The sequence below is a fragment of the Caenimonas soli genome (assembly GCF_013155545.1).
Classification (GTDB): Bacteria; Pseudomonadota; Gammaproteobacteria; order Burkholderiales; family Burkholderiaceae_C; genus Ramlibacter; species Ramlibacter soli.
Genome location: NZ_JABJVV010000007.1, coordinates 121,755 through 144,355 on the forward strand (window position 1 = coordinate 121,755; position 22,601 = coordinate 144,355).

Below are 22,601 nucleotides of genomic sequence, written 5' to 3' on the forward strand. Positions count from 1 at the left end.
CCGTTCAGGGCGCCAGTTTCCACTGGCCGTTGTCGAGCTTGACGATCACGCGAGCGCGTTCGTCCACACCGTACAGGTTGCCCGGCTTGAAGTTGTAGACGCCGTGCGTGCCCACCACTTCCTTGGTGCTGAAGATCGCGTCACGCAGCGCCGCGCGAAACTGCGGCGTGCCGGGCTGCGCCTTGGTTGCCAGGGCGCGGGCCGCGGCGTCGGCGAACACCAGGTAGCCGTCGAACGAATAGGCGGAGAAGGCATCGGTGGTCGGTGCGCCATTGGTCTTCTGGAAGACACTGCGGAAATCGAGCGCGATCTTCTTGGTCGGGTACTCGGCCGGCAGCTGCTCGGCGACGATCACCGGCCCGGTCGGCATGAAGCTGCCGTTGGTCGAGGCGCCGCCGACGCGCACGAAGTCGGCGTTGATGAGGCCGTGCTGGCCATACACACCGCCCTTGAAGCCGCGTTCGGCCAGCGCGAGATACGGCAGCGCGCCCGGCGTGCCGGAGCCTCCGGTCATCACCGCGTCGGGCCGGGCGGCGACGATCTTCAGGACCTGCCCCGTTACCGACTGGTCCGAGCGGGCATAACGCTCGTTGGTGACCACCTTGATGCCGGCCGGCTCGGCGGCCTTCAGGAGAGCGTTGTAAACCAGGTCGCCCCAGGCGTCGGAGAAGCCGATGTAGCCCACCGTCTTCACGCCGTTGCGCTTCATGCGCTCGACCACCGCATCGATCATCAGCTGCGGCGGCTGCGCCACGGTCACCGTCCAGTCGCTCTCTGCCGGCGGCAGCGAGATGGGCGACAGGCCGATCATCGGCGTCTTGCTTTCGCGGCCCACCTGCGAGATGGCAATGGTCGCCGGCACGCCGGACGACCCCAGCAGGATGTCGACCTTCTCTTCCTCGACCAGCTTGCGGGCGTTGCGCCCGGCGTTGGTCGGGTCGGAGCCGTCGTCCAGCACGATCAACTGCACCTTCTGGCCGTTGATCTCGGGCTTGTAGGCTACCGCGGCCTGCATGCCCTTGGCATACGGCACGCCCAGCGAGGCGTTGGCTCCGGACAGCGACACGCTGAGGCCAACCTTGAGATCGGCCAGGGCGGCGGTGGTGAAACTCAGCGCGACAGCGGCAGCCATCGCGGCGCGAACAAGTGCAGTCATGGGCGTATCTCCAGTCATGAGGAAAGGTTGAGGGTCATGAAGTGGACCCAGGCACGGAACTGGTTGCGCATCAGCAGTTCGCTGGTGCCGTTGACCTCGCGCGGACCCGGCTCGAGCTCGGCGCGGTCGAAATTGCGATGCAGGCTGACCCACTCGTTGCGCCCGGAGGCCAAGCCCCGCTGGATGCTCTCGAACAGGTGCAGGTCGTCGTGCGCCACCATGGACATTGGTGAGAACACGAGGCGGTTGTACGTCAGCGAGCGCTGCAGCAGCACGTCCGGCCCGCCTTCCACCCGGAAGCTCCAGGCTTCGACCAGGGTGCGGTCGGCCGCCAACGGGCGGATCACGCGGATGGCCTGCGGCGAGCTCTTCACCGACAGGCTGGGATAAAGGATCGCGTTCTGCGGCGAACGCTCCAGGATTTCAGCGGCGCGCTCGGACCCGTAGGCTTCGCGCATGGCAGCCTCGTACTCGGGCAGCTGCCCATAGGCCGAGTGGATGCTGAAGTTGATGCCCAGCACGCTGTGGCCGTTGGGATAGACGCGGCCGCCCATCCGGTCGAAGAAGTCGTAGCCCGAACCGAAAGGCAGGATCTGCTCCATGGCCATGGGTTTCGGCGCATCGGCCGGGCGACCCTTCCACACGGCATTGGCGGCGCTGGTGGCGGATTCGTGCGTCGACATCGGGTGCACGGTGTCGTTGATGTTCTCCAGGTACATCTTCCAGTTGCACCGCACCACGCTGCGCAGCACGCCGCCCGCGACTTGCAGCCGCCCCGTGGGCGAGCGCTCGACCAGGTTGTCGATGGCGCGCAGCGCGCCGCCACAGTAGCTCTCGAAATCGGGACCGCCGTCGCCCAGCTTCACGAACACGAAGTCGCGATAGACGGCGGTGTTCTTCACCGCCTCCATGCCCTGGCCCGACTCGCATTCCTTCAGCCGCGTGCCCTCGTACCCGCTCTTCATCGGAATGGCCAGCGGCGCGCCGTCGAGCTTGTAGGCCCAGGCGTGATACGGGCAGCGCAGGAACTTGCCGGCGTTGCCGCAGCCGTCGGAAACCAGCTGCGTCCCCTTGTGGGCGCAGCGGTTGTGCAGCACACGAATCGATCCGTCGGCCTGGCGCACCATCAGCAGCGGCTGGCCCGCGATGGTGACGGCCATGTAGTCGCCCACAAGGGGCACCTGGCTCGCATGGCCGGCATAGTTCCATGTGTTCGCGAAGAAGTGGCGCTGCTCCAACGCGAACAACTCTTCGCTCAGGTACAGGTCGCGGTGGACCCGGTCTTCCTGGACGAGTGCGGCAATGTCGGCGCTGTTCACGGCTTCACCTTTCGCGATGCCCGTCCATCAGGGAACGAGCTTCCATTGGCCCTTGTCCAGCTTGATGACCACAGCCGAACGCTTGTCGAGGCCGTACGGCTCATTGGGCTTGAAGCTGAATATGCCGTGCGTGCCCACCAGTTCCTGCGTGGTCCCTATGGCATCGTGCAGCGCCTTGCGGAACTCGGGCGTTCCGGGCTCAGCCTTCGTGGCGAAGGCGCGCTGCGCCGCATCGGCGAACAACAGCCAGGCATCGAAGGTGTACGCGGAGAACGCGTCGGTGGGCACGGCGCCATGCACTTGGCTGTAGACCTTGCGGAAATCGAGTGCCACCTTGCGCACCGCGCTGCCTTCGGGCAGTTGGTCGGCAACCATCACCGGGCCGCTCGGCACCATCAAGCCGTCGACCGATGCGCCGGCAACGCGCACGAAATCGGCATTGATCAGGCCATGCGTGCCGTAGATCTGGCCCTTGTAGCCGCGGTCGGCGAGCGCGAGATACGGCAAGGCGCCCGGCGAGCCCGAGTTGCCCGCGAACACCGCATCGGGACGCGCCGCCACGATCTTGAGGATTTGCCCCGCAACCGACGAATCGCCGCGTGCATAACGCTCGTTGGCCATCACGTTGATGCCGGCCGGCGCCGCCGCCTTGAGCAGCGAGTCATAGGCCAGATCGCCCAGCGCGTCCGAGAAACCGATGAAGGCCACCGTCTTGACGCCGCTCTGCTTCATCTTGTCGACCACCGCGGCCACCATGAGCGGGAACGGCTGCGACACCGTGACCGTCCAGCCGCCGTCGTCGGCCGGCACGGTGACCGGCGTCGGTGAGATCAGCGGCGTCTTGGTTTCGCGCGCTACTGCGGCGATCGCCAGCGCGCCCGGCACGCCGGATGTGCCGATCAGCACGTCCACCTTGTCGTCGATGACCAGCTTGCGCGCATTGCGTGCGGCGACCGCGGGATCGGATGCGTCATCGAGCACGATCACCTGGACCTTGCGGCCGGCGATCGTTCCCTTGTAGGCCTGCGCCGCCTGGATGCCCTTCTGATAGGGAATGCCCAGCCCGGACACGGGGCCCGACAGCGAGGTGATGACACCCACCTTCAGGTCGGCGGCGGTAGCGCCCAGGCTCAAGCCTGCGGTGAGGACAGCAGCGGCGACGCGCCAGATCGTTGTTTTCATTTAATGACTCCTAGAGTGAGAGACTGCCGACACTGGTGCCGCCGCAGACGTACAGAACCTGGCCGGTGACGAAACCATTGCCGGGATCCACAAAGAACGACACGGCGCGAGCCACGTCGTCGGCCAGGCCGAGCCGGCGCACGGGAATGGACGCGGCGAGCCGCTGCTCCTGCTCGCTGTCCTTCTCGACCACGTCGTAGAACATGTCGGTGCGGATCGGGCCGGGCGCGACCACGTTCACGGTGATGCCGTCGGGGCCCAGTTCCAGCGCCCAGGTGCGCGCCATGCCCAGCATGCCGGCCTTGGTCGCCGAATAGGCCGTGCGCGTCTGCAAGCCCAACGCCGCTCGCGAGGACAGCAATACCACGCGCCCGAAGCGGTGTTCCTTCATCGCGGGCAGCGCCGCCTGCACCAGCTGGATAGCGCAGCCCAGGTGCAGGTCGACCAGCGCGTCCAGATCATCGAGCTTCGCATCGGGCAGCAGCGCGGGACGGATCACACCGGCGTTGTGGACGACGGTGGTGACGGCGAAGCGGCGCGCCAGGTCCTGCACAGCCTCGGCGGTGGCACGGCGATCGGTGAGGTCCACTTCGATGTTGTGCAGCTTCGCATGCGCGATATCGCTGCGGCGGCGCGCGAGCGAAACCACTTCGTAGTCCTGTGCCAACAGGCGTTCGCAGATCGCCCTGCCGATGCCGGCGCTGCCGCCGGTGACCACGGCCACTTTGCTCATGCCCTGTCCTCCACCAGCGCCAGCACCCGCAAGGGGCTGCCGCTGCCCTTCTGGATCTTCAGCGGCGGGCAGATCAGCACCGCGCCGGTGGGCGGCAGCAGGTCGAGGTTGGCCAGGCACTGCAGGCCATAGCGTCCCGCGCCGTGCATGAAGTAGTGGCAGGGATATGGCGGCCGGAGATGGTAGCCCTGGCCGGCGTCGGTGCCGATCGATTCGGAACCGAAACCCAGCACGTCGCGCTGCTCGACCAGGAATTGAACGGCTTCGCTGCTGGGCCCGGGCGTGTGCTGGCCCGTTTCGTCGAAGTTCTGGTAGGCCTCGGGGTCGCTGCGCTTGGACCAGTCCGTGCGCATCAACACCCAGGCGCCGGCTGGGATCCGGCCATGCTGGGTCTCGAAGTGCTCGATGTCGGCCACCGTCAAGAGATAGTCGGGGTCGGCCTTGACCTTTTCCGAGCAGTCGATCACGCAGGCGGGCGCGACGAAGTTCTGTACCGGGATCGTGTCCACCGAGTTGTTGGGCAGGTCGCGCCCGGAAATCCAGTGGATCGGCGCGTCGAAGTGCGTGCCGGTGTGCTCGCCGCAGGAGAAATTGTTCCAGTACCAGCCGGGACCGCGCTCGTCGTACTGCGAGATCTCCTCGATCCGGAAGCCCCAGCACTGGCCCATTTCGGGTGGCAGGGCGATCTGTGGGAAGTCGGGCGTGAGCGTCTGCGTGAGATCGACCACGCGGATGCGACCGGTGGCCATGGCCAGCGCGAGCGTATTCAGCACGGATGTGTCTTGCATGTCAGTTGCCCCCCGCCAGTTCGCGTTCCAGCACCTTGGGGTTGTCGCGCCAGCGCTCCAGCCATTCCTGCGCCACCTCGCCCGGGTACACGTCCTCGATGCCTTCCTTCAGCGCGGTGACGATCGCACTCGCGAGCGCCTGTGGCGCCAGCTTCGGGGGCGGCAGGTTCTGGTTCCACTCATCGTCGATCGGGCCGGGGAACACGTTGATCACGCGGATGCCGGCCGGCCGCATCTCAGCGCGCAGGCACTGCGAGAGCGAAAGCGCCGCCGCCTTCGATGCCGAGAACGTGCCGTGCGGCGGATAGTTGGACAACGCGTAGACCGACAGCAGATTGACCCAGGCCGCGGCGTGCGCCACGCCGTCGGCCGAGCGGCCCTTGAGCGCAGGGCCGAAGCCCTGGGCCAGCCGCAACAGCCCGAAGTAGTTGATGTCCATCTCGGCGCGCGCCACGTCGGTGCCCCGCCGCGCGGCGATGCCGAAACCGCGATGCAGCTCGGCGGTGTTGACGACGATGTCCACCTTGCCGCCGATCTCGCCGGCCAGCTCGGTGACCGAGCGCTCGTTAGTGAGGTCCAGCGGCACCAGCGTCACCTGCTTCAGCGCGGTGATGTCGTCCAGCCCCGGCAGCTTCTTCCACGGCTCGGCGTGGCCCACCCACACGATGTCGGCGCCCGCCTTCACCATCGCCTTGACGACGGCCTGGCCCACCGGGGTCTTGCCGTCGGTCACCAGCACCTTGCGGAACTTGGGATCACTGGTCATTTCTCTGAGCATGCTGTCGTCTGCCATGTGTTCACTCCCCTCATTGGGAAATCCGATCAATACCGCCTGGCCGGCGCGATCGAGCCGCGCACCGACCTTGACCCGCATCGGCGCCGTGTGCACCTCGCCGTGCAGGTGCACGATCACCGTAGGTCCTGCGTCCAGCTGCACCAGCCCCAGCCGCCACGGCAGGCGTTCGCGGAAGAACAGGTCGTTGCTGTGATGCAGGCGGGTCTCGCCCAGCAGCGTTCCCTCGCCAGTCTGGGCGCGCCACTTGAGCTGTGGCGAAAGGCAGCGATGGCAGGCCTCGCGCGGCGGGTACTGCACAGAGTGGCATTGCTGGCACACCTGCAGCTCGAAGCGGCCCTCGGCCGCGGCGGCCGTCAGCCCCAGCGCCACCCGGCCGCGAGACCACGGCGGCAGGTTCATCTGCCGCGTGCGCAAGACCGGGTTCTTGCGCTTGGGCTTCATGAGAGGCATGGTCATGAGGATTTCCCCAAGATCACCGCGCCGGTGCACAGGCAGCGGTCGTACGTCACCATGCCGAAACCAGTGACCAGCCCGAGTTTCGCGCCCGGCACCCCTCTGTCGCCGGCGGTGCCGGTCAGCTGCCGGATCGCCTCGGTCATGCCGATGAAGCCGCCCGCCGCCCCGGCCTGGCCGGCCGACAGCTGGCCGCCGCTGGTGTTGTTGGGAAAGTCGCCGTCGTGCGTCAGCGTTCGCGAGCGCACGAAGGCCGGGCCGGCGCCCTTGTCGCAAAAGCCGAGATCCTCGAACTGCATCATCACGATGACGGGATAGTCGTCGTAGGTCTGGACGAAGTCGATGTCGGCGGGCGTGGAGCCGGCTTGCGCATAGAGGTCGTCGCGATCCACGCGCCAGCCGCCCCGCACCATCACCGGATCGTCGGAATAGGCGTTGTGGCGCTCGATCGCGCCGCGGACCAGCGCATGCGGCAGGCCCAGTTCGCGGGCGCGCTCCTCGCGCATGACGAGGAAAGCTTCGCCGCCGGCGCAGGGCATCACGCAGTCGAACAGGTGGATGGGGTCGGAAATCGGCCGGGCCGCCATGTACTCGTCCAGCGTCAACGGCTTCTTGAACATGGCGTTCGGGTTCTTCAGCGCGTTCGCGCGCTGGGCCACCGCGATGCGGCCGAAGTCCTCGCGCGTGGCGCCATAGGTGCGCATGTAGTTGGCGGTGATGAAGGCGAAGATCGAGTTCGGGCCGCCCGAGCCGTAGGGATAGCTGGCGTCACGCGCGAAGTAGCTGAAGCCGCCCAGCATCAGCCGGAAGGAATCGACATGGTTGGTGTCGGCGGAAACGCAGGCGATGACGTCGGCGTCGCCCGCCTGCACCGCCCGCGCGGCGCGGCGCAGCGCCATCACGCCCGAAGCACCGCCGTTCGGGATGTGATCCAGCCAGCGCGGCGACAGCCCCAGGTGCTGCGTGACGCCGACAGCGGTGTCCGGCCCGAGCGAGAAGCTGCTCACGGTGAGACCGTCGATCTGCTCCTTGGGGATGCCCGATTCCCGCACCAGCGCCTCCAGCGCCTGGCCGATGAACCAATGCGCGCCGTGCGTCGAATAACGCACATACGGCACCGTGACCGGCACGGCGACGGCGACGCCTTCGTAAGACGCGCGGCGGCTCATATTTGCCTCTTCTTCATCGCGCGCAGGTCGATGCAATTTGCGTGGCCCGGCAGCGTGCGTGCCAGTTCGCGCAGCTCGCCGCGCTGGATCTTCTGCGAGGTGGTCAGCGGCAGTTCGTCCACGAACGCAACATAGCCGGGTGCCTTGTAGTAAGCAAGCTGGCCGAGCGCATGCTCGACGATGCCCTGCGCAATCACGGCACGTTGTTCCGGCGGCACCGGATCGCGAGCGATCACGCAGGCCAGCACCTCGTCGCCACGCAGTTCGTCCGGCGTGGCGGCGACGGCCGAAGTCTTCACCGCCGGATGCTGGTTCAGCACGCTCTCGACCTCCACCGCCGAGATGTTTTCGCCGCTGCGGCGGATCACGTTCTTCTTGCGGTCCACGAAATACAACAGGCCTTCGCTGTCACGCCGCACCATGTCACCGGTGCGGAACCAGCCGCCCTTCCATACCTCGGCGGTAGCCGCCTCGTCCTTCAGGTAGCCGCTGAAGAAATAGCGGCGTGGATCGGCCCCGGCCGAACGCACCAGCAGCTCGCCCGGCACGCCGGGCGGCACTTCGTCGCCTTGTTCGTCGACCAGCCGCACTTCCACGAAAGCCTCGGGCTTGCCGAAGCAGCTGGTGCCGACGTGGCGCGGCTCGTGGTTCGCCATCACGCAGGCGGCGGCTCCGGTTTCAGTCATCGCCCAAGCCTCCACCAGCGGAAAGCCGAAGCGCTCCTCGAACGCTCCGTGGTTCTTGCGGTCCACGCCGGCGCCGAACGCCCAGCGAACAGCGTGTTCGCGATCCGCCCCGCCTGCGGGTGCGGCGAGCAGCATTGCGGGCATGACTCCGAGGTAGTGGACGATGGTTGCGCGGCTGTCGCGCACGCTCTGCCACCAGCTCCTGGGATGGAAGCGGTCGAGCTGCACCAGGCAACCCCCCGCCGTTAGCACGACCATGGCGGAGAATGCCATGGCGTTGACGTGGTTCAGCGGCAGCGGCGTGATGATCCGCTCGCGGCCTGGACGCACTGAACAGACACCGTCGAGATCTGCGTACCATTGGCCGGCGCGCAGGAAATACTCATTGGACAAACTGCAGCCCTTGGGCCGGCCGGTGGTGCCGGAGGTATAGAGCAGCGCGCATTCGGTTTTGGCATCGGCGAGTGCCCCAACCTCCTGCTCCTTCCCCCTCCGGGGGAAGGCTGGGATGGGGGCATCGAGCGTCGCCACCTCACAGCGCACACCGGCCGCGGCAGCCGCCGCACGCAGATCACCTTCGCGCCCCGGCAAGGTGACGGCCAGGCAGATCTCGCTATGCCCGACCAGGTATGCCAGTTCGGCCGAGCGCATCTCGGCGTTGATGGGCACCACGCTCACGCCCAGACCGTTGAGCGCGAACCAGTGGAACAGGAAGGCCGACCGGTTTTCCAGCAGCAGCCCGATGCGCTGGCCGTGGCCATAGCCGGCCTGGGCATAGGCCGCACGCAGTCGTTCGACCTCGGCAGCGGCGGCCACCCAGCTGACCGGCCCCGCCGCGATACCGTAGGCATCGGCCGTCACCGCGTCGACGAACAGGAAGTCATCGCCCGGCGCCTGGGTAGCCGTCGCGATGAAGCGCTGATAGACGGTGTTCATCATGGCCGTCAAATGAACAGCTGCACGGCCGGCAGAGCAGCGTCGCAGTTGAGCAGGTTCACGCGCTTGAGCGTCATTTTCAGCGCGCCCTCCTGCACGGTGAGGTGATGGAAGCAGGTGCCGACGTAGAACTGCATCTCGTCGCCCTGCGCCTCGGTGTAATGGAACTCGCTGCACACCACGAAGCGGTTGGCCGCCTCATCGAAGCTCTCCACCGTCGGCGTCTGCAGCAGGTGGTGGCAGCGGCTGGGCGGCTGCTGCGAGAACGCGCGCGGGCTCTTGAGCCGCTCGATGCGCAGCTCGCGCAGGAGCTTGTCCTCGTACATGTGCGAGGTGTAGTTGATGCCGTCTTCCTGCCCGGGCGCCAGCGGTATCCAGTAGTAGCCATCGTCGGTGAAAAGCTGGTTCCACTCCTCGAAGCGCTTCGCATCGAGCAGCCGCGCTTCGCGCACGACGAAATCGATCAGGTCCTGGGGTTTCACCATGGCGGCCTCACATCGTCAGAGTCATGTAACGCGCCCAGGCGCGGTACTGGTTGCGCATCGAGATCTCGCTGGTGCCCTTGGTGGTGACGTCGGGCTTGCCGATCTCGGCTTCGTTGAAATCGCGGTGCAGGCTGATCCAGGGATTGCCGCCGGCGCGCAAGCCCTCCTGGATGCCGCGGTAGGCGTGCAGGTCGTCATGGCCCACCACCGAGAACGGCGAGTTGATCAGCCGCGTGTACATGCAGGTGCGCTGCAGCAGCTCCGGCGGCGCGCCCTTGAGCCGGAAGGTCCAGCTCTCCACCAGCGTCTTGTCCACGGCGATCGGCCGCACGACGCGTATCGCCTGGATCGCACCCTTGATCGTGAGCGTGGGGTAATACACGGTGTTGTGGCGCGCGAGGCCGAGGATCTCCTGCGTCCGCTGCTCGCCGTAGGCCGCCTTCATCGCCTCGTCATAGGCCGGAATGGCCGCGTACTTGCTGTGGATGGAGAAGTTGACGCCGGTGAAGCTGTGGCCGTTGTCGAACACCCGCACGCCCATGTCCTCGAAGAACTTGTAGTCCGACATGAAAGGAACGAACTGCTCGATCGCCATCGGCTTGGGCAAATCGGCCGGTTGGCCGGACCACATGGTCTTCGCAGTGCCCGCCGAGGACTCGTGCGCGACCATGGGGTGCATGGTGTCGTTCAGGTTCTCGATGAACATCTTCCAGTTGCACTGGTGCACGTAGCGCAGGCAGCCGCCGGCGACCTCGAGTTCGCCCTCGGGCGAGCGGTCGGCCATGTTGTCGATGGAGCTCAAGGAGTCGCCGAAATAGGCCTCGAAATCGGGTCCCGTTTCGCTGAGCCGGGCGAAGATGAAGCCGCGGTACAGCCGGACGTTCTTCACCGTCGCCACACCCTTGGCGCTTTCGCACTGCTGCAGCTGCGTTCCTTCGTAACCGCTCTTCAGCGGAATGGACAGCAGCGAGCCGTCCGTCTTGAAGGTCCAGGCGTGGTAGGGACAGCGGAAGAACTTTCCGGTGTTGCCGCAGGCTTCGCTGGCCAGCCGCGAGCCTTTGTGCGCGCAGCGGTTCATCAGCACCTTGACGCTGCCATCGGTATGGCGCACGGCGATCAGCGGCCGGCCGGCGATCTCCACCGTGATGTAGTCGCCCGGCTTGGGGATCTGGCTGTCGTGGCCGACATAGCTCCAGGTGTTGGCGAAGAAATGCTCCTGTTCGAGCTCGAAGATTTCCGGGTTGATGTACAGGTCGCGGTGCACGCGGTCCGGCTGGACCAGTGCACGCACTGCTTCGGGGTTGCCGCGGTAGGCGGTATTCATCGTTGCACCTCGCTCACAGGTCTAGCACCAGCCGGGCGCCGCGGGCGCGCGAGATGCAGATCTGCATCACCTTGCCCGAGGCCTTCTCGGCGTCGCTCAGGAAATAATCCCGGTGCTCGATCTCGCCATCAATCACGGCGGTGGAACAAACGCCGCATTCGCCTCGCTTGCAGTCGAACAGCGGGTCGCAACCGTGCTCGATCAGGCAGTCCAGCACCGTCTGGTCGGCCGGCACGCTGAAGGTCTTGCCGCTCTGCGCCAGCACCACCTCGAACGCCCGGTCACCGGCTTCGACGGCCGGCGTGGTGAACAACTCGAAGTGCACGCGCTCGTGGGTCCAGCCGCGCGCCTGCGTCGTCGCCAGCACCGCGTCCAGCAGCACCTTGGGACCGCAGACATAGAGCTGGTCCTCAGGGGAGCAGCTATCGAGCAATGCCTCGACATCCAACGGCGCGCCGGCTTCGTCGTCGGCGTGCAGCTCGAGCTGGTCGCCCAGCAGTTGCTGCAACTCCGGCAGGAAGGCCATCAGCGAGCGGCTGCGCCCGGCATAGTGCAGCCGCACCGCCCGGCCCTCGGCCTTGCGCTGCGCCGCCATGCTGGTCAGCGGCGTGATGCCGATGCCGCCGGCAATCAGCACCGCACAGCTCTCCAGCGCGCGCAGCGGGAACTCGTTTTTCGGCGCCTCGATGGTGAGCAAGTCGCCTGGTTGCACGCGCTCGTGCATGAAAAGCGAGCCACCGCGGCCTTCGTCCTCTCGCCGCACCGCAATCACGTACTCGCGTGGTGCTTCGGTTGCGCCGGGTTGCGTGGAGAAGTCGATCAGGGAATAGTGGCGCCAGTCGGTCTTTCCGTCCGGCAGGGTCACCTGAACGCGCAGATGAGCGCCGGCGGTGAAGCCGGGCAGTGCGCCAGCGTCGTCGGCCACCAGCCGCAGCAGCCGGATCAACGGGTTCAGGGCGCGCGCCTCGGCTACGCGCAGCGTCAACAGTTGGGGCACCGCAGCCATCACGCCATCTCCTTCATCACGGGCTGGCGCGCCAGCAGCGCGCGCAGCTTGTCCCCATGCTCGTCGGCCAGAGCCGCTTCGCGCAGCTCGCGCAATGTGGCTGGCGCCAGCGTCGCGCCGGCCTGGTCGGCCGCCGCCATCAAGGTTGCGAAATTGCCCCAGCCTCGCTCATGCGTATCACCATAGCCCTTGACCAGTCGCTGGCATTGCGCAACTTCCAGTGCGAGCTGCGGATTGAACTTGGCAGTGGCTTCGATGCGTCCCAGCCACTGCTCGATGCGCGCGTCTTCCACCGCAAAGCGCAAGGTGCTGCGCCGCCAGCGCTTGAGACCGGCCAGCAGGTACAACAGCAGAAAGCCGCCGAGGGAACTGGTCGCGACCACGCGGCCCTTGCGCGTGAAGCGTTCGACCAGGCGCCGGGGCGCGCCCGAGTTTGCCAGCCAGCGGCCCAGCGCGGCCGGCAACGTGTCGCAGATCTCCTCCAGCCGCGGGTGCATGAATTCGTTGATTGCCAGCAGCTGGTCGTCCTGGACTTTCACTTCCGCAACCACGCGATCGAAGCGGCTGGCGCGCGTCTTCAAATCGGCCACCCGAATCGTGTCCTCGTAGGACATCCACAGCGCGAGATAGCGCGCTGTCTCCGTCAGCAGGACATCGTCTACCGCGGAACGTTGATGCAGGCGCGCGAGCCGGTCGAGGTAGAGCGCGGCGTAATCCAGGTCCTGGTAGTCGATGAGGCGGCGCAACCCCTCGATGAGGACGGTGCGCGCTGCTTGCGGGAAGTCGTCATGGATGCGGGCCAGCAGGGCGCGCACCCGCGGGTCGCGCGGTGGCTGCGGCGCGTCCGCCGTCGGGGCCGAGACGGTCGGGACCGGCTCCTCGATCGTCGTGCGCTTGAAGCCGGCTGCGAAAGCCCTCAGGCTCGCCTTCACCCCGACGCCGCCGCGTTCAATCGTTGCCTCGAATTGCGCCCGGCTGAACGGCAGCACGCCGGCGCCGGCCAGGGCGCCGAACAGCACCGCGCTGATCACGCTGCCGCTCTCCTCCGCGACCTGCGCCATGTCGAACCGGACGAAGCGCTTGGCCGCCGCCTTGCCATGGGACAGCAGGCTGCGACTGTCGGCGCGGCCATCGCCCAATGCCGTCTTCTCGGAGATGGAGTACACGCGATGGGTCGATGCGATGAGCGTCGTGCGATCGGGCGTCACCAGACCACGCTGCACCGCGCGGCCGGCCTCCATCAGCTCGGAAGCCAGCACCACATCGACGTCGCCTGGCAGCGGCATCAGCGCCAGTACCGGCTTGCCGCCGTCGCGCTCGGCCTGCGCGCGCGGGTACAACTCCACGTAGTAGATGGTCGCTCCGGTGCGTTGCGCCACGCCAGGCACCGAAGTGGTCTGGGCGATGTATCCGTTGACCTCGCCCAGGTCGACGATCCAGTCGGCCAGCACACCGCCACCCTCGCCGCCCATGGCAAGGATCGCGATCTTGATCGGCTGGGCGCTCATTTGCCGCGGTATTTCAGAATGCATAGCGTTCACGTGCGCGTGCTCCGCGCCGCTGCAAATGGCTGATCACGGCGCTGCGCAGGCGTTGGCGCAGCCGGTCCCAGCGGCTGGGGTTGCTGACGATCTGCGCCCTGTAGAACGAGGGACACAGCACGGCCGCGTGCGCAACCTCGCCGCACAGGCCGCAACCGACGCAGGAGTCGAGCACGGTGGCGACCGGATCCGTGCGCAGCGGGTCGGGGTTGGGCTTGATCGACAACGACGGGCAGCCCGACAGGCGGATGCAGGAATGGTCGCCGGTGCAGGTATCGGAGTCGATGCCGAAGCGCTCGCGCACCACGCGCTTGCCCTCCGCCACGGCCTTGCGCTGCAACGGCTTCTCGCGACGCTGCTTGTTCAGCATGCATTCGGACTGCGCGATCAGGACCTTGGGGCCCTTGGATTGGGTCGTCAGCGCTTCGCGCAAGGCATCGCGCATGCCGGCCAGGTCGTAGGTGTTGCGCATCGTTCGCACCCACTTGACACCGACGCCGCGCACGGCGGCTTCGATGGCGTGGCCGGTGCTGCGCGTCGGGTTGTTCGCGGTGGATGACAGGATGTCCTGGCCGCCCGTGGCCGAGGTGTAGTTGTTGTCGACCACGATGGTGAGGTTGTCGCTGCGGTTGAACACCGCGTTGGCGATGCCGCTGGTCAGGCCGTTGTGCCAGAAACCGCCGTCGCCCATCACACTGATCGCCCGCTTGGACCTGACAGCCCCCACGCTCGCTTCGCTCGCTGCCCCCCGAGGGGGCGCCGGCCTGCTAGGGAGCGGCCCGTCGCCGGCCGGGGCCGGCACATTGAACGCGGCGGCACCGGCGGCGCCCAGGCCGTAGCCCATGGTCGTGTTGCCGAGGTTGAACGGCGGCAAGATGGAGAACAGGTGGCAGCCGATGTCGGCGCTGACATGGTGTGGCCCGAGCTCCCGCTCCACCAGCTTCATCGCGGTGAAGATCGGCCGCTCGGGGCAGCCGGTGCAAAAGCCCGGCGGGCGGCCCTGCACGCTGTCGTTCAGCGCCTTCAGCGGGATCACCTTGGGCGCCTGCACCGCAAGGGGGGGCGGCGTGACGGGCTGCAGCTCGCCGTAGCGTTCGAGAAAGGCGCGCGCTCCCTTCAACAGCTCGGCCGCCGTGTACTCGCCGGCCATGGGCAGCAGGTCCTTGCCGTGCAACGCAGCGGGCAGGCCCGCCTGGCGCAGCAGCAGCGCGATGTTCTGTTCAATGAAGTTGGGCTGGCCCTCCTCCACCATCAGTACGGCGCGCTTGCCCTCGCAGAAGCGCAGCACTTCCGAATCCACCACGGGATAGGCCACGTTCATCACATACAGCGGGACGCGGCTGTTGCCGTACACGTCGGCCATACCCAACCGCTCCAGTACGCGCACCAGCGTGTTGTAGCTGCCGCCCTGGACGATGATGCCGATGTCGCTCGTGCCTTCGCCGAAGAACTCGTTGAGGCCGTGCTCTTCGATGTAGCGTACCGCCGCGGGCCAGCGATCGCGCACTTTTTCCTGCTCGTGCACGAAGCTCGCGGGCGGCAGGACGATGCGGCTCACGTCGCGCTTCGGATTCTCCATCGCGTCCTTCAGCGTGAAGGCGGGAGCGCGGTTGTCGCCGGCCACGAACTCGCCGTGCACATGGCAGGCGCGAATGCGCAACTGCAGCATCACGGGCGTATGGCTTGCCTCCGACAGCGCGAAGCCGTGCTTGACCGCGTCCACGATGCTCGGCAGGTTGGGCCGCGGGTCGAGCAGCCAGATCTGGGACTTCATCGCGAAGGCATGGCTGCGCTCCTGCATGATGGAGGAGCCCTCGCCGTAGTCTTCGCCGACGACGATCAGCGCTCCGCCGGTGACGCCGCCCGAGGCCAGGTTGGCCAGCGCATCGGACGCGACGTTGGTGCCCACGGTCGACTTGAAAGTCACCGCGCCGCGCAACGGATAGTTGACGGAGGCGGCCAGCGTGGCTGCCGCGGTCGCCTCGCTGGCGCTGTTCTCGAAGCGGATGCCGTATTCGCCCAGGATGTCCTGCGCGTCGGCGAGCACATCCATCAGATGGGAGATCGGCGCGCCCTGGTAGCCGGCGACGTAGGCGACGCCGGACTCCAGCAAAGCCTTGGTCACCGCCAGGATGCCCTCGCCGCGGAATACCTCACCCGCGCCGAGCCTGAGCTTCTTGACTTCCTCGACGAACGATCGCTCGGCCATTCACCACTCCAGAAAGAAGGGGGACGAAAGCTAGCGAGGGTCAAACCCGCGCGCCTTCAATTGCTTTAAACTAGAACCTATGAAAAGTAATATATTTCTGAGCAAAGGACTTGTCAAGCGGTGCCATGCAAAATAGCCGCATGACCAAGCAGAACATGGCCGAGCCCGCCCATTTCGTCGACGACTACCTGCCCGCACTGCTGGCGCAGGCCACCCAGCTGATCTCGGGGGAGTTCCATCGCGTCGTGAAGTCCAAGGGCGTCACGGTTTCCGAATGGCGCGTGCTGGCGACGCTGGCCGGCGGCGAACCGCTGAGCATCGGCACGCTTGCCCAGATCACGGTGACCAAGCAGCCCACGCTCACCCGGGTGCTCGACCGCATGGAGGCGCGCGGCGAGGTCAGGCGCATCCCGCACGGCGAAGACCGCCGGGTCACACTCGTCGGCATCACGCCGGCCGGCAGCCGCCTGGTGGCGGGACTCATCAAGCTCGCGCGCGAGCACGAGCACCGGGTGCTCGAGCCGTTCGGCCTGCAGCGCGCGGCCGATCTCAAGGCCACGCTGAAACGAATGATCGAGCTCCACAAGGATCTTGCGGAAGCGGAAGAGGACGAGGAGTAACCCCATGCCCACGCCCGGTGGCCGCGTATTCGGCCTCGCGCAGCCGGCGCTGGAGGCTACTTCGCCCGCTTAGGCAGCAAGGGCTCGCTCACGCCCTGCACGCCCACCAGCGACAGGACGGTGGCCAGGCCGATCTGCGCGTCCAGCCACGCGCCGTCGGGGTTCCACCATTCGCCGCGGGTGTGCCAGCCGCCCGCCTCGCCGCCGCTGGTCATGATCAGCGCGGGGATGCCCAGCGACATCGGCACGTTGGCGTCGCTGCTGTTGGGGATCAACCGGGGCGTCGGCCGTCCGAGCGCCGTGGTGGCGCGCACGGCCACCTGCACGATCCTCGCGTCAGACGGCGTGCTGCCGGCGGGCCGGTCGCCGATCAGCCGGGTCGTGAAGCCCATCGAGCTGGTGTTCCAGCGCTTGTTCTCTTCGGCCACACCCTCGGCAATGGCCGCCATGATCTGGCGCTCGGCCTCCAGCATGGTCGGCATCTCGACGGAGCGGATGTCGATGGCGATGCGCGCCTCGGGCGCGATGGTATTGACCGACGTGCCGCCTGCGACCGTGCCGACGGTGAAGGTGGTCTTGGGGTTGGCGGGCGTGCGGACGTCGCCGATCTTCGCCACGGCGCGGCCCATGGCGTGGATGGAACTGGGCACCAGGCCGAACATCAGGTAGCTGTGGCCGCCCGGGCCCTTGAACACCACCTCGTGGCGATGGCTGCCCACGCCGCTGGTGGTGATGGAGCCGCCCGGGTCGGGCTCCAGGCCCAGCATGCCGTCGATATCCGTGTGTTCGCGAAACAGCGCCTTCATGCCGCGCAGGTCGCCCAGTTCCTCCTCTCCCACGTTCGCCACGAACATGATGTCGCCCACGGTCCTGACGTCCAGGTCGTTCAGCACCTTGATCCAGGAAAGCAGCACCGTGAGGCCGCGCGTGTCGTCCGCCACGCCGGGGGCATACCACTTGCCGTCGCGGATGTTCACGGTGACGTCGGTGCCTTCGGGGAACACGGTGTCGAGATGGGCCGACACCACCAGCTTCGGGCCTTGGCCCGTGCCCTTGCGGATGCCCACGACGTTGCCCTCGCGGTCGATGGAAGCCTGAAGGCCCAGCGCCCTGGCGCGGGCGAGGAAGGCCTCGGCGCGCGCCTTTTCCTTGAAGGGCGGCGCGGGAATTTCGGTCAGCAGCTTCAGGTCGGCCAGCGTGCGTTCGTGGTCCGCCTTGACGGCGTCCAGGGTGCGCCGCACCGGCGGTGCGGCGAGAAAGCGCGCCATGGCCTGGTCCACGGCGGGTTCGATCGTGCTGGCGGGCACAGGCTGCGACTGGGCAGCGCCGCAGCAAAGGGCGGCGGCCGCGACCGCGGCGCGCGCGAACGCGGGAAGGGAAGCAGTAGTCATGCGACGGTCTCCGTTAAGTGCGGAACCTCTCCGGGCGGCCGCCACAGCCCCGCATGCTTGAGCATGCCGAGCGTGCGCGCCAGCACGTCGCGCCGGTAGGCGGCCACGTCGCGGCCGCTGTAGTCGTAGAAGCCGCTGCCGGTCTTCAGTCCCAGCCGGTTGTCTGCGACCATCTTGCCGATCACCGCCGGCGCGGTATAGCGGGCAGCGTCGATGGAACCCGACATCTCGCGGCTGGCGTGGTGCAGGATGTCGGCGCCGCCGAAATCGATGAACTCCACCACGCCCAGCGCCGCGAAGCGCAGGCCCAGGCCATAGCGCGTCGCCTTGTCGATCTCCTCGGCGCTGGCCACGCCCTCTTCCACCATGCGCGCGGCCTCGTTCATGATCAGGGCCTGCAGGCGCGGCACGATATACCCGGGCGCCACACCGCACACGACCGGCAGCTTGCCGATGGCCTCCATCACTTCGCGCGTGCGCGCCACCGCCTGCGGGTCGGTGGCCGGATGCGTGCTCAGCTCGACCACGGGAATGAGGTAGGCGGGGTTGAGCCAATGCATGTTGAAGAAACGCTCCGGGCGGCGCACCAGCCCGGCCAGCTGCGTCACCAGGATGCTGCTGGTGGTGGACGTGAGGACGGCGTCGTCGCGGCAATGGCGGTTGAGCTGCTCGAAGGCCTCGCGCTTGGCCCCCATGGTCTCGGGGACGCCCTCGAACACCAGGTCCGCCGCGGCCAGGGCTTGTGGAGCATTGGCGGCATCGACCAAGTCCACGCGCGCGGCGATGGCGTCGACCTGGTCGGCGCGCAGAACGCCCAGCTGCGCCAGGCCCTGGAGACTGCCGGTGATCTCGGCGCGCGCCTCGTCGCACAGCTTCTGCCAGGCTTGCAGCGTGCGCGGCCTGAGGTCCACCAGCGCGATGCGGTGGCCCGCATAGGCGAACGCGATCGCGATGCCGCGTCCCATGCGGCCGGCGCCGACAGCAACGAAGTTTTTCATCTGATTACTCGCCGTCCTGCAGGCGCTGTTTCAAGGCTTGCCGGTCCAGACCTGCCAGCCCGAGCGCTTCGAAGCTGCGCGGGCCCTGCCGCAGGTCGCGCCCGAGAAAGCCGCCCACCACGGCCAGCAGGCCATGTGCCAGCGGCGCATCGACGCCGGCGTAGCGCGCCGCCGAGGCCAGGAAGGCCAGGCCGAGCTCGCTGTCTTCCGTGACGTAACGATGCGTGTGGAGATCGATGTGCTCGCGCCAGTCGCCCGACTTCACCAGCTTCTTGTGCGCGTCACCGTACATCCAGCGGTCGTTGTTGTAGTGGTCGGCCAGCGGATAGTGAGGGGCGCCGTACCCCAGCGCCTCGCGCACGGCAATGCGCTCGCCGTCGAGCCGATCGGTCACCGCACGCACCGCGGGCTGCGTGCCCTCGTTGTGGATGTCCCAGCGGTCGAAATGCTGCAACGGCGCCGCATTCATCACGATCAGGGGCGGATGGATGATGGGGCCGGCGTTCATCAGCGCGCCCGACAACCCGTCGCCGCAGCCGTGCACGCTGGGATAGGCCCGGCGGATCACGGCCAGCGCGTGCGCGGCCTGGCGCTCCGGGTAGACACCCGTGGGCAGCCGCACCGCGCGGATCGTCACGTTGACTTCGCGGTCGCCGTGTTTGCGGGCCAGATAAGGCAAGGTGCCGGTTTCGGCCCAGGCGACATCGGCGCGGCTGCCCGCTTCGCGCACCGCGCGGGCCATCACGTAGCTACCGAAGGTGCCGGGGCTCAGGAATACGACCTGGCCCTCCACCAGGTGCGGCGCCATCCGGCGCGCGATGTCGGCCTGCGCGATGGCGGGCGACGGGATCAGGATCAGCTGCGCGCCCGCCAGCGCCTCGCCGATCTCGCCGGTGGCGCGGGCGATGGGCACCTCGCGCGTGCCGTCACCATCCTTCAGGACGATGCTGCCGCGGTCAATGACCGGCTGCAGGGCCGGCGCGTCGCGGCGCCACAACCGGACCTCGTGGCCCTGTTCCGACAAATCGGCGGCGGCGGCGTAGCAGCCGTGCCCGCCGCCCAGGATGGCGATCTTCATGATGAATGCAGTCCTTGTGGTGCCGCCGGCGGCACGGGCCGCCGGTACAGCGGCAAGGATATACATTACATTTCATATATTCTTGTGTCAACTACCCGATGCGCGAGCGCCATCACCTCGTGCGGTGCGCGGTCCTTCAGCCGGTGGTCGCTCCACACCTGGCGCCAGCGCCTGGCGCCAGGCAGGCCGTTGCGCAAACCCAGCATATGCCGGGCGATGGCGCTCCAGGGCGTTCCGTGCGCGGTGGCTTCGCGCGCCATGTAGTCGCACATCAGCTCTTCCACCGATTCGCGGCTGAGGCCGTTGGGCGGTTCTCCGAAGAAGTCAGCGTCCCACTGCGCGAGCCACCAGGGGTTGTGATAGGCCTCGCGGCCAACCATCACGCCATCGACGTGTTCGAGCTGCGTGGCGGTTTGCTCGCTCGTGGTGATGCCCCCGTTCACAGCAAAGGTCAGCGCGGGGAAATCACGCTTGAGCCGGTGCACGAACTCATAGCGCAGTGGTGGCACCTCGCGGTTTTCCTTGGGCGACAGGCCCTTGAGCCAGGCGTTGCGCGCATGGACCAGGAAAACCTTGCAGCCGGCCTCGCTCACCATGCCCACGAAGTCGCGCACGAATTCGTAGCTCTCCGTCTTGTCGATGCCGATCCGGTGCTTCACCGTGACCGGAACCGCGACGGCATCGCGCATGGCCTTGATGCAGTCAGCCACCAGCTGTGGCTCGGCCATCAGGCAGGCGCCGAAGGAGCCGCGCTGCACCCGCTCGCTGGGGCATCCGCAGTTGAGGTTGATCTCGCGATAACCCCACTCCTCACCCAGCCGGGCACATTGCGCCAACTCGGCCGGCTCGCTGCCCCCGATTTGGAGCGCGACGGGCTGCTCCTCCAGATTGAAAACCAGGTGCCGCGGGATGTCGCCATGGATCAGCGCGCCGGTCGTCACCATTTCGGAATAGAGCAGAGCGCGGCGGCTGAGCAGTCGGTGGAAAAAGCGGCAGTGCCTGTCCGTCCAATCCATCATCGGGGCAACGCTCATCCTCCACCCAGTGGATGGAATGCTAAGTTGTTGATTTCGCTTGACTTCCATATGGCAATTGTCGCCTAGGCATGCCTCGGACCCTTGGTGTGCCCAGCCATGAACCCCGGTATAAATCCGACAGAAACGTTATATTGCGTGATCGGCATCGCCACCCCTCCGACCGTATGGACAACGACGAGGTCAACCAGCTGCTCGTACGCATCGGCCACGAGGACCAGGCAGCGTTTCGCCAACTGTACAAGGCGTTCAGCCGCAAGGTATTCGCCTACGTCCTCAACATGCTGAACGACCACGCGCGGGCCGAGGAGGTCGTGGTGGACACGCTTTACGAGGTCTGGCGCCACCCTCAGCGCTTTCGCGGCGATTCGAAGTTTTCCACGTGGCTCATCGGGATCGCGCGCAGAAAGGCGCTGATGGTCTATCGTGCGCGCCGGCCTGACGAGGTGCATGGAGATCTCGACGACATTGCCGAGACCACTGCCTCCGACACGCCTGACGGCTTTGCCGAGCTGGCGGGCAAGCAGCGGCGCGAAGGTGTTGCCCACTGCATGGGCAAGCTGTCGGATGAGCACCGCGAATGCCTGCATTTGGTGTTCTTCGAGGGCATGGGCCTGGCGGAAGTGGCTGAGGTACAGAACTGTCCCGAGGGCACCGTCAAAACGCGCCTGTTCCACGCCCGCCAGAAGATCAAGAAGTGCCTGGAGTCCTTGCTGCGCAGAGAGGGCGGTGCCCCGGACGCCAAAGGCGCGCTCGCATCCTGAGGCCGCCGACGCCATGCGCGCAAATAGATTGAACCCTCAGCCAACCTCGCGCAACCCAGAGGCGACACGGGCATGTCCCGAAAGGAGAGTCGCCATGCTGCTGCGCCAAGCCTTGGAACAAACCCGCACGGGTAGGCCCACTCCAGTCCTGTTCAATACGCGCATCGCTGCCCTTGACCCTGGTGATGAGGTTCACGGCATGGCGCAAGAAAAGGTTTTTGATATGCACTTTCACACTCGCCGCCATCGCGCGAGCAACAGGCCATTCCAGCCGAACCACAGGGCTGCGGCCGCTGCCACGGGAGAACACGCATCATGAACGAACGCTTTGAAGAGCTGCTCCCCTGGTACGTCAACGGCTCGCTGGGCGCCGAAGACCGGGCTTTCGTCGATGCCTACCTGGAACAGCATCCCGAGGCCCGCAGCGAGCTGGAGTGGTTTCGCTCCCTGCAGCAGCGCGTACAGGAAAACGCCCCGGCGGTGCCGGCAACCATCGGCCTGGCACGCGCCATGCGTCTGATCCAGGGCGACCGTCCGACCTTCGCCGAGCGCATCGGCGCCTTCTTCGGCAACTTTGGCATGCGTCCGAGCTATGCCATGGCCGCGCTGGCGGTCGTCGCCGTGCAGGGCGGCGTGATCCTGAACCTGCTCGGTGACGTCCGCGAGAACGCCGACGAAATCCGTGCACTGCAAGCAGTCCGCGTCCAGGAGGGCCCCATGCTGAAGATCAGCTTCGCACCCGACGCCAAGGAGACCGACATACGCATGCTGGTGATCCAGGTTCACGGCGAGCTGGCCGGCGGCCCCGGCCAGCTCGGCGACTACTACCTGCGTGTGCCGGCCGGCAGCGAGGCCGCGGCGCTCGCCAGCGTGCAGGCTTCCCCCATCGTTCAGGCCGCCGCGCTGGCACCCGGTGTGCCGCCACGGGAGTAG

The 22,601-nt window shown here is 67.0% G+C and carries 21 protein-coding genes; 4 read left to right on the forward strand and 17 right to left on the reverse strand.

Annotation, left to right across the window (positions count from 1 at the left end; translation table 11 throughout):
* Positions 1 to 4: 4 nt before the first annotated feature.
* Genes HNE04_RS12525 through HNE04_RS12585 form a run of 13 tightly spaced genes read right to left on the reverse strand, consistent with a single transcriptional unit; the run spans position 5 to position 15,783 of the window.
* The gene (locus HNE04_RS12525; RefSeq protein WP_172219362.1) at positions 5 to 1,156 is read right to left on the reverse strand and encodes an ABC transporter substrate-binding protein; all 1,152 of its coding nucleotides are present in this window, start codon (positions 1,154 to 1,156) and stop codon (positions 5 to 7) included.
* Positions 1,157 to 1,170: 14 nt separating this feature from the next.
* The gene (locus HNE04_RS12530) at positions 1,171 to 2,475 is read right to left on the reverse strand and encodes an aromatic ring-hydroxylating dioxygenase subunit alpha (protein WP_172219364.1); all 1,305 of its coding nucleotides are present in this window, start codon (positions 2,473 to 2,475) and stop codon (positions 1,171 to 1,173) included.
* Between the two features lie 27 nt (positions 2,476 to 2,502).
* Positions 2,503 to 3,657, reverse strand: coding sequence for an ABC transporter substrate-binding protein (locus tag HNE04_RS12535; protein WP_172219366.1), 1,155 nt, complete (start codon positions 3,655 to 3,657; stop codon positions 2,503 to 2,505).
* Between the two features lie 10 nt (positions 3,658 to 3,667).
* Positions 3,668 to 4,390 carry an SDR family oxidoreductase gene (locus HNE04_RS12540; RefSeq protein WP_172219368.1) on the reverse strand — a complete coding sequence of 241 codons (723 nt, stop codon included), beginning with the start codon at positions 4,388 to 4,390 and terminating at the stop codon, positions 3,668 to 3,670.
* On the reverse strand, positions 4,387 to 5,178 hold the full coding sequence (locus HNE04_RS12545; protein WP_172219370.1) for a cyclase family protein: 792 nt from the start codon (positions 5,176 to 5,178) through the stop codon (positions 4,387 to 4,389). Before HNE04_RS12545 ends, HNE04_RS12540 begins: the two co-directional genes overlap by 4 nt.
* Position 5,179: 1 nt before the next feature.
* Complete coding sequence (locus HNE04_RS12550) at positions 5,180 to 6,430, reverse strand: SDR family NAD(P)-dependent oxidoreductase (protein WP_172219372.1); 1,251 nt, start codon at positions 6,428 to 6,430, stop codon at positions 5,180 to 5,182.
* Positions 6,427 to 7,596: a thiolase family protein gene (locus tag HNE04_RS12555; protein ID WP_172219374.1), complete on the reverse strand. Its 1,170-nt coding sequence runs from the start codon at positions 7,594 to 7,596 to the stop codon at positions 6,427 to 6,429. The genes HNE04_RS12550 and HNE04_RS12555 overlap by 4 nt, the downstream gene beginning before the upstream one ends.
* Complete coding sequence (locus HNE04_RS12560; protein WP_172219376.1) at positions 7,593 to 9,221, reverse strand: AMP-binding protein; 1,629 nt, start codon at positions 9,219 to 9,221, stop codon at positions 7,593 to 7,595. Before HNE04_RS12560 ends, HNE04_RS12555 begins: the two co-directional genes overlap by 4 nt.
* A gap of 5 nt (positions 9,222 to 9,226) precedes the next feature.
* Positions 9,227 to 9,703: an aromatic-ring-hydroxylating dioxygenase subunit beta gene (locus HNE04_RS12565; RefSeq protein WP_172219378.1), complete on the reverse strand. Its 477-nt coding sequence runs from the start codon at positions 9,701 to 9,703 to the stop codon at positions 9,227 to 9,229.
* A 7-nt stretch (positions 9,704 to 9,710) separates the two neighbouring features.
* The gene (locus tag HNE04_RS12570) at positions 9,711 to 11,027 is read right to left on the reverse strand and encodes an aromatic ring-hydroxylating dioxygenase subunit alpha (protein ID WP_172219379.1); all 1,317 of its coding nucleotides are present in this window, start codon (positions 11,025 to 11,027) and stop codon (positions 9,711 to 9,713) included.
* A gap of 13 nt (positions 11,028 to 11,040) precedes the next feature.
* The gene (locus tag HNE04_RS12575) at positions 11,041 to 12,033 is read right to left on the reverse strand and encodes a PDR/VanB family oxidoreductase (protein ID WP_172219380.1); all 993 of its coding nucleotides are present in this window, start codon (positions 12,031 to 12,033) and stop codon (positions 11,041 to 11,043) included.
* Positions 12,033 to 13,541 carry an indolepyruvate oxidoreductase subunit beta family protein gene (locus tag HNE04_RS12580; RefSeq protein ID WP_172219381.1) on the reverse strand — a complete coding sequence of 503 codons (1,509 nt, stop codon included), beginning with the start codon at positions 13,539 to 13,541 and terminating at the stop codon, positions 12,033 to 12,035. Before HNE04_RS12580 ends, HNE04_RS12575 begins: the two co-directional genes overlap by 1 nt.
* Before the next feature lie 13 nt (positions 13,542 to 13,554).
* Positions 13,555 to 15,783: a thiamine pyrophosphate-dependent enzyme gene (locus HNE04_RS12585; protein ID WP_172219382.1), complete on the reverse strand. Its 2,229-nt coding sequence runs from the start codon at positions 15,781 to 15,783 to the stop codon at positions 13,555 to 13,557.
* 140 nt (positions 15,784 to 15,923) lie between these two features.
* Between HNE04_RS12585 and HNE04_RS12590 the strand changes: the two genes are divergently transcribed.
* The gene (locus tag HNE04_RS12590) at positions 15,924 to 16,403 is read left to right on the forward strand and encodes a MarR family winged helix-turn-helix transcriptional regulator (protein ID WP_235964965.1); all 480 of its coding nucleotides are present in this window, start codon (positions 15,924 to 15,926) and stop codon (positions 16,401 to 16,403) included.
* Between the two features lie 56 nt (positions 16,404 to 16,459).
* On the opposite strand, the gene HNE04_RS12595 is transcribed toward HNE04_RS12590, so the two are convergent.
* From HNE04_RS12595 to dusA, 4 genes are all read right to left on the reverse strand, one after another.
* Positions 16,460 to 17,794: a M20/M25/M40 family metallo-hydrolase gene (locus HNE04_RS12595; protein ID WP_172219383.1), complete on the reverse strand. Its 1,335-nt coding sequence runs from the start codon at positions 17,792 to 17,794 to the stop codon at positions 16,460 to 16,462.
* The gene (locus HNE04_RS12600) at positions 17,791 to 18,792 is read right to left on the reverse strand and encodes a 3-hydroxybutyryl-CoA dehydrogenase (RefSeq protein WP_172219384.1); all 1,002 of its coding nucleotides are present in this window, start codon (positions 18,790 to 18,792) and stop codon (positions 17,791 to 17,793) included. The genes HNE04_RS12595 and HNE04_RS12600 overlap by 4 nt, the downstream gene beginning before the upstream one ends.
* A 4-nt stretch (positions 18,793 to 18,796) precedes the next feature.
* Positions 18,797 to 19,870 carry an NAD/NADP-dependent octopine/nopaline dehydrogenase family protein gene (locus tag HNE04_RS12605; RefSeq protein ID WP_172219703.1) on the reverse strand — a complete coding sequence of 358 codons (1,074 nt, stop codon included), beginning with the start codon at positions 19,868 to 19,870 and terminating at the stop codon, positions 18,797 to 18,799.
* A 65-nt stretch (positions 19,871 to 19,935) separates the two neighbouring features.
* Positions 19,936 to 20,955, reverse strand: a complete 1,020-nt coding sequence (gene dusA, locus HNE04_RS12610) for a tRNA dihydrouridine(20/20a) synthase DusA (RefSeq protein ID WP_172219385.1) — start codon at positions 20,953 to 20,955, stop codon at positions 19,936 to 19,938.
* Positions 20,956 to 21,071: 116 nt separating this feature from the next.
* Between dusA and HNE04_RS12615 the strand changes: the two genes are divergently transcribed.
* The 3 genes from HNE04_RS12615 (at position 21,072) to HNE04_RS12625 (ending at position 22,601) form a co-directional block, all read left to right on the forward strand.
* Complete coding sequence (locus HNE04_RS12615; RefSeq protein WP_172219386.1) at positions 21,072 to 21,668, forward strand: RNA polymerase sigma factor; 597 nt, start codon at positions 21,072 to 21,074, stop codon at positions 21,666 to 21,668.
* A gap of 94 nt (positions 21,669 to 21,762) precedes the next feature.
* On the forward strand, positions 21,763 to 21,987 hold the full coding sequence (locus HNE04_RS12620; protein ID WP_172219388.1) for a hypothetical protein: 225 nt from the start codon (positions 21,763 to 21,765) through the stop codon (positions 21,985 to 21,987).
* Complete coding sequence (locus HNE04_RS12625) at positions 21,984 to 22,601, forward strand: anti-sigma factor family protein (RefSeq protein ID WP_172219390.1); 618 nt, start codon at positions 21,984 to 21,986, stop codon at positions 22,599 to 22,601. Before HNE04_RS12620 ends, HNE04_RS12625 begins: the two co-directional genes overlap by 4 nt.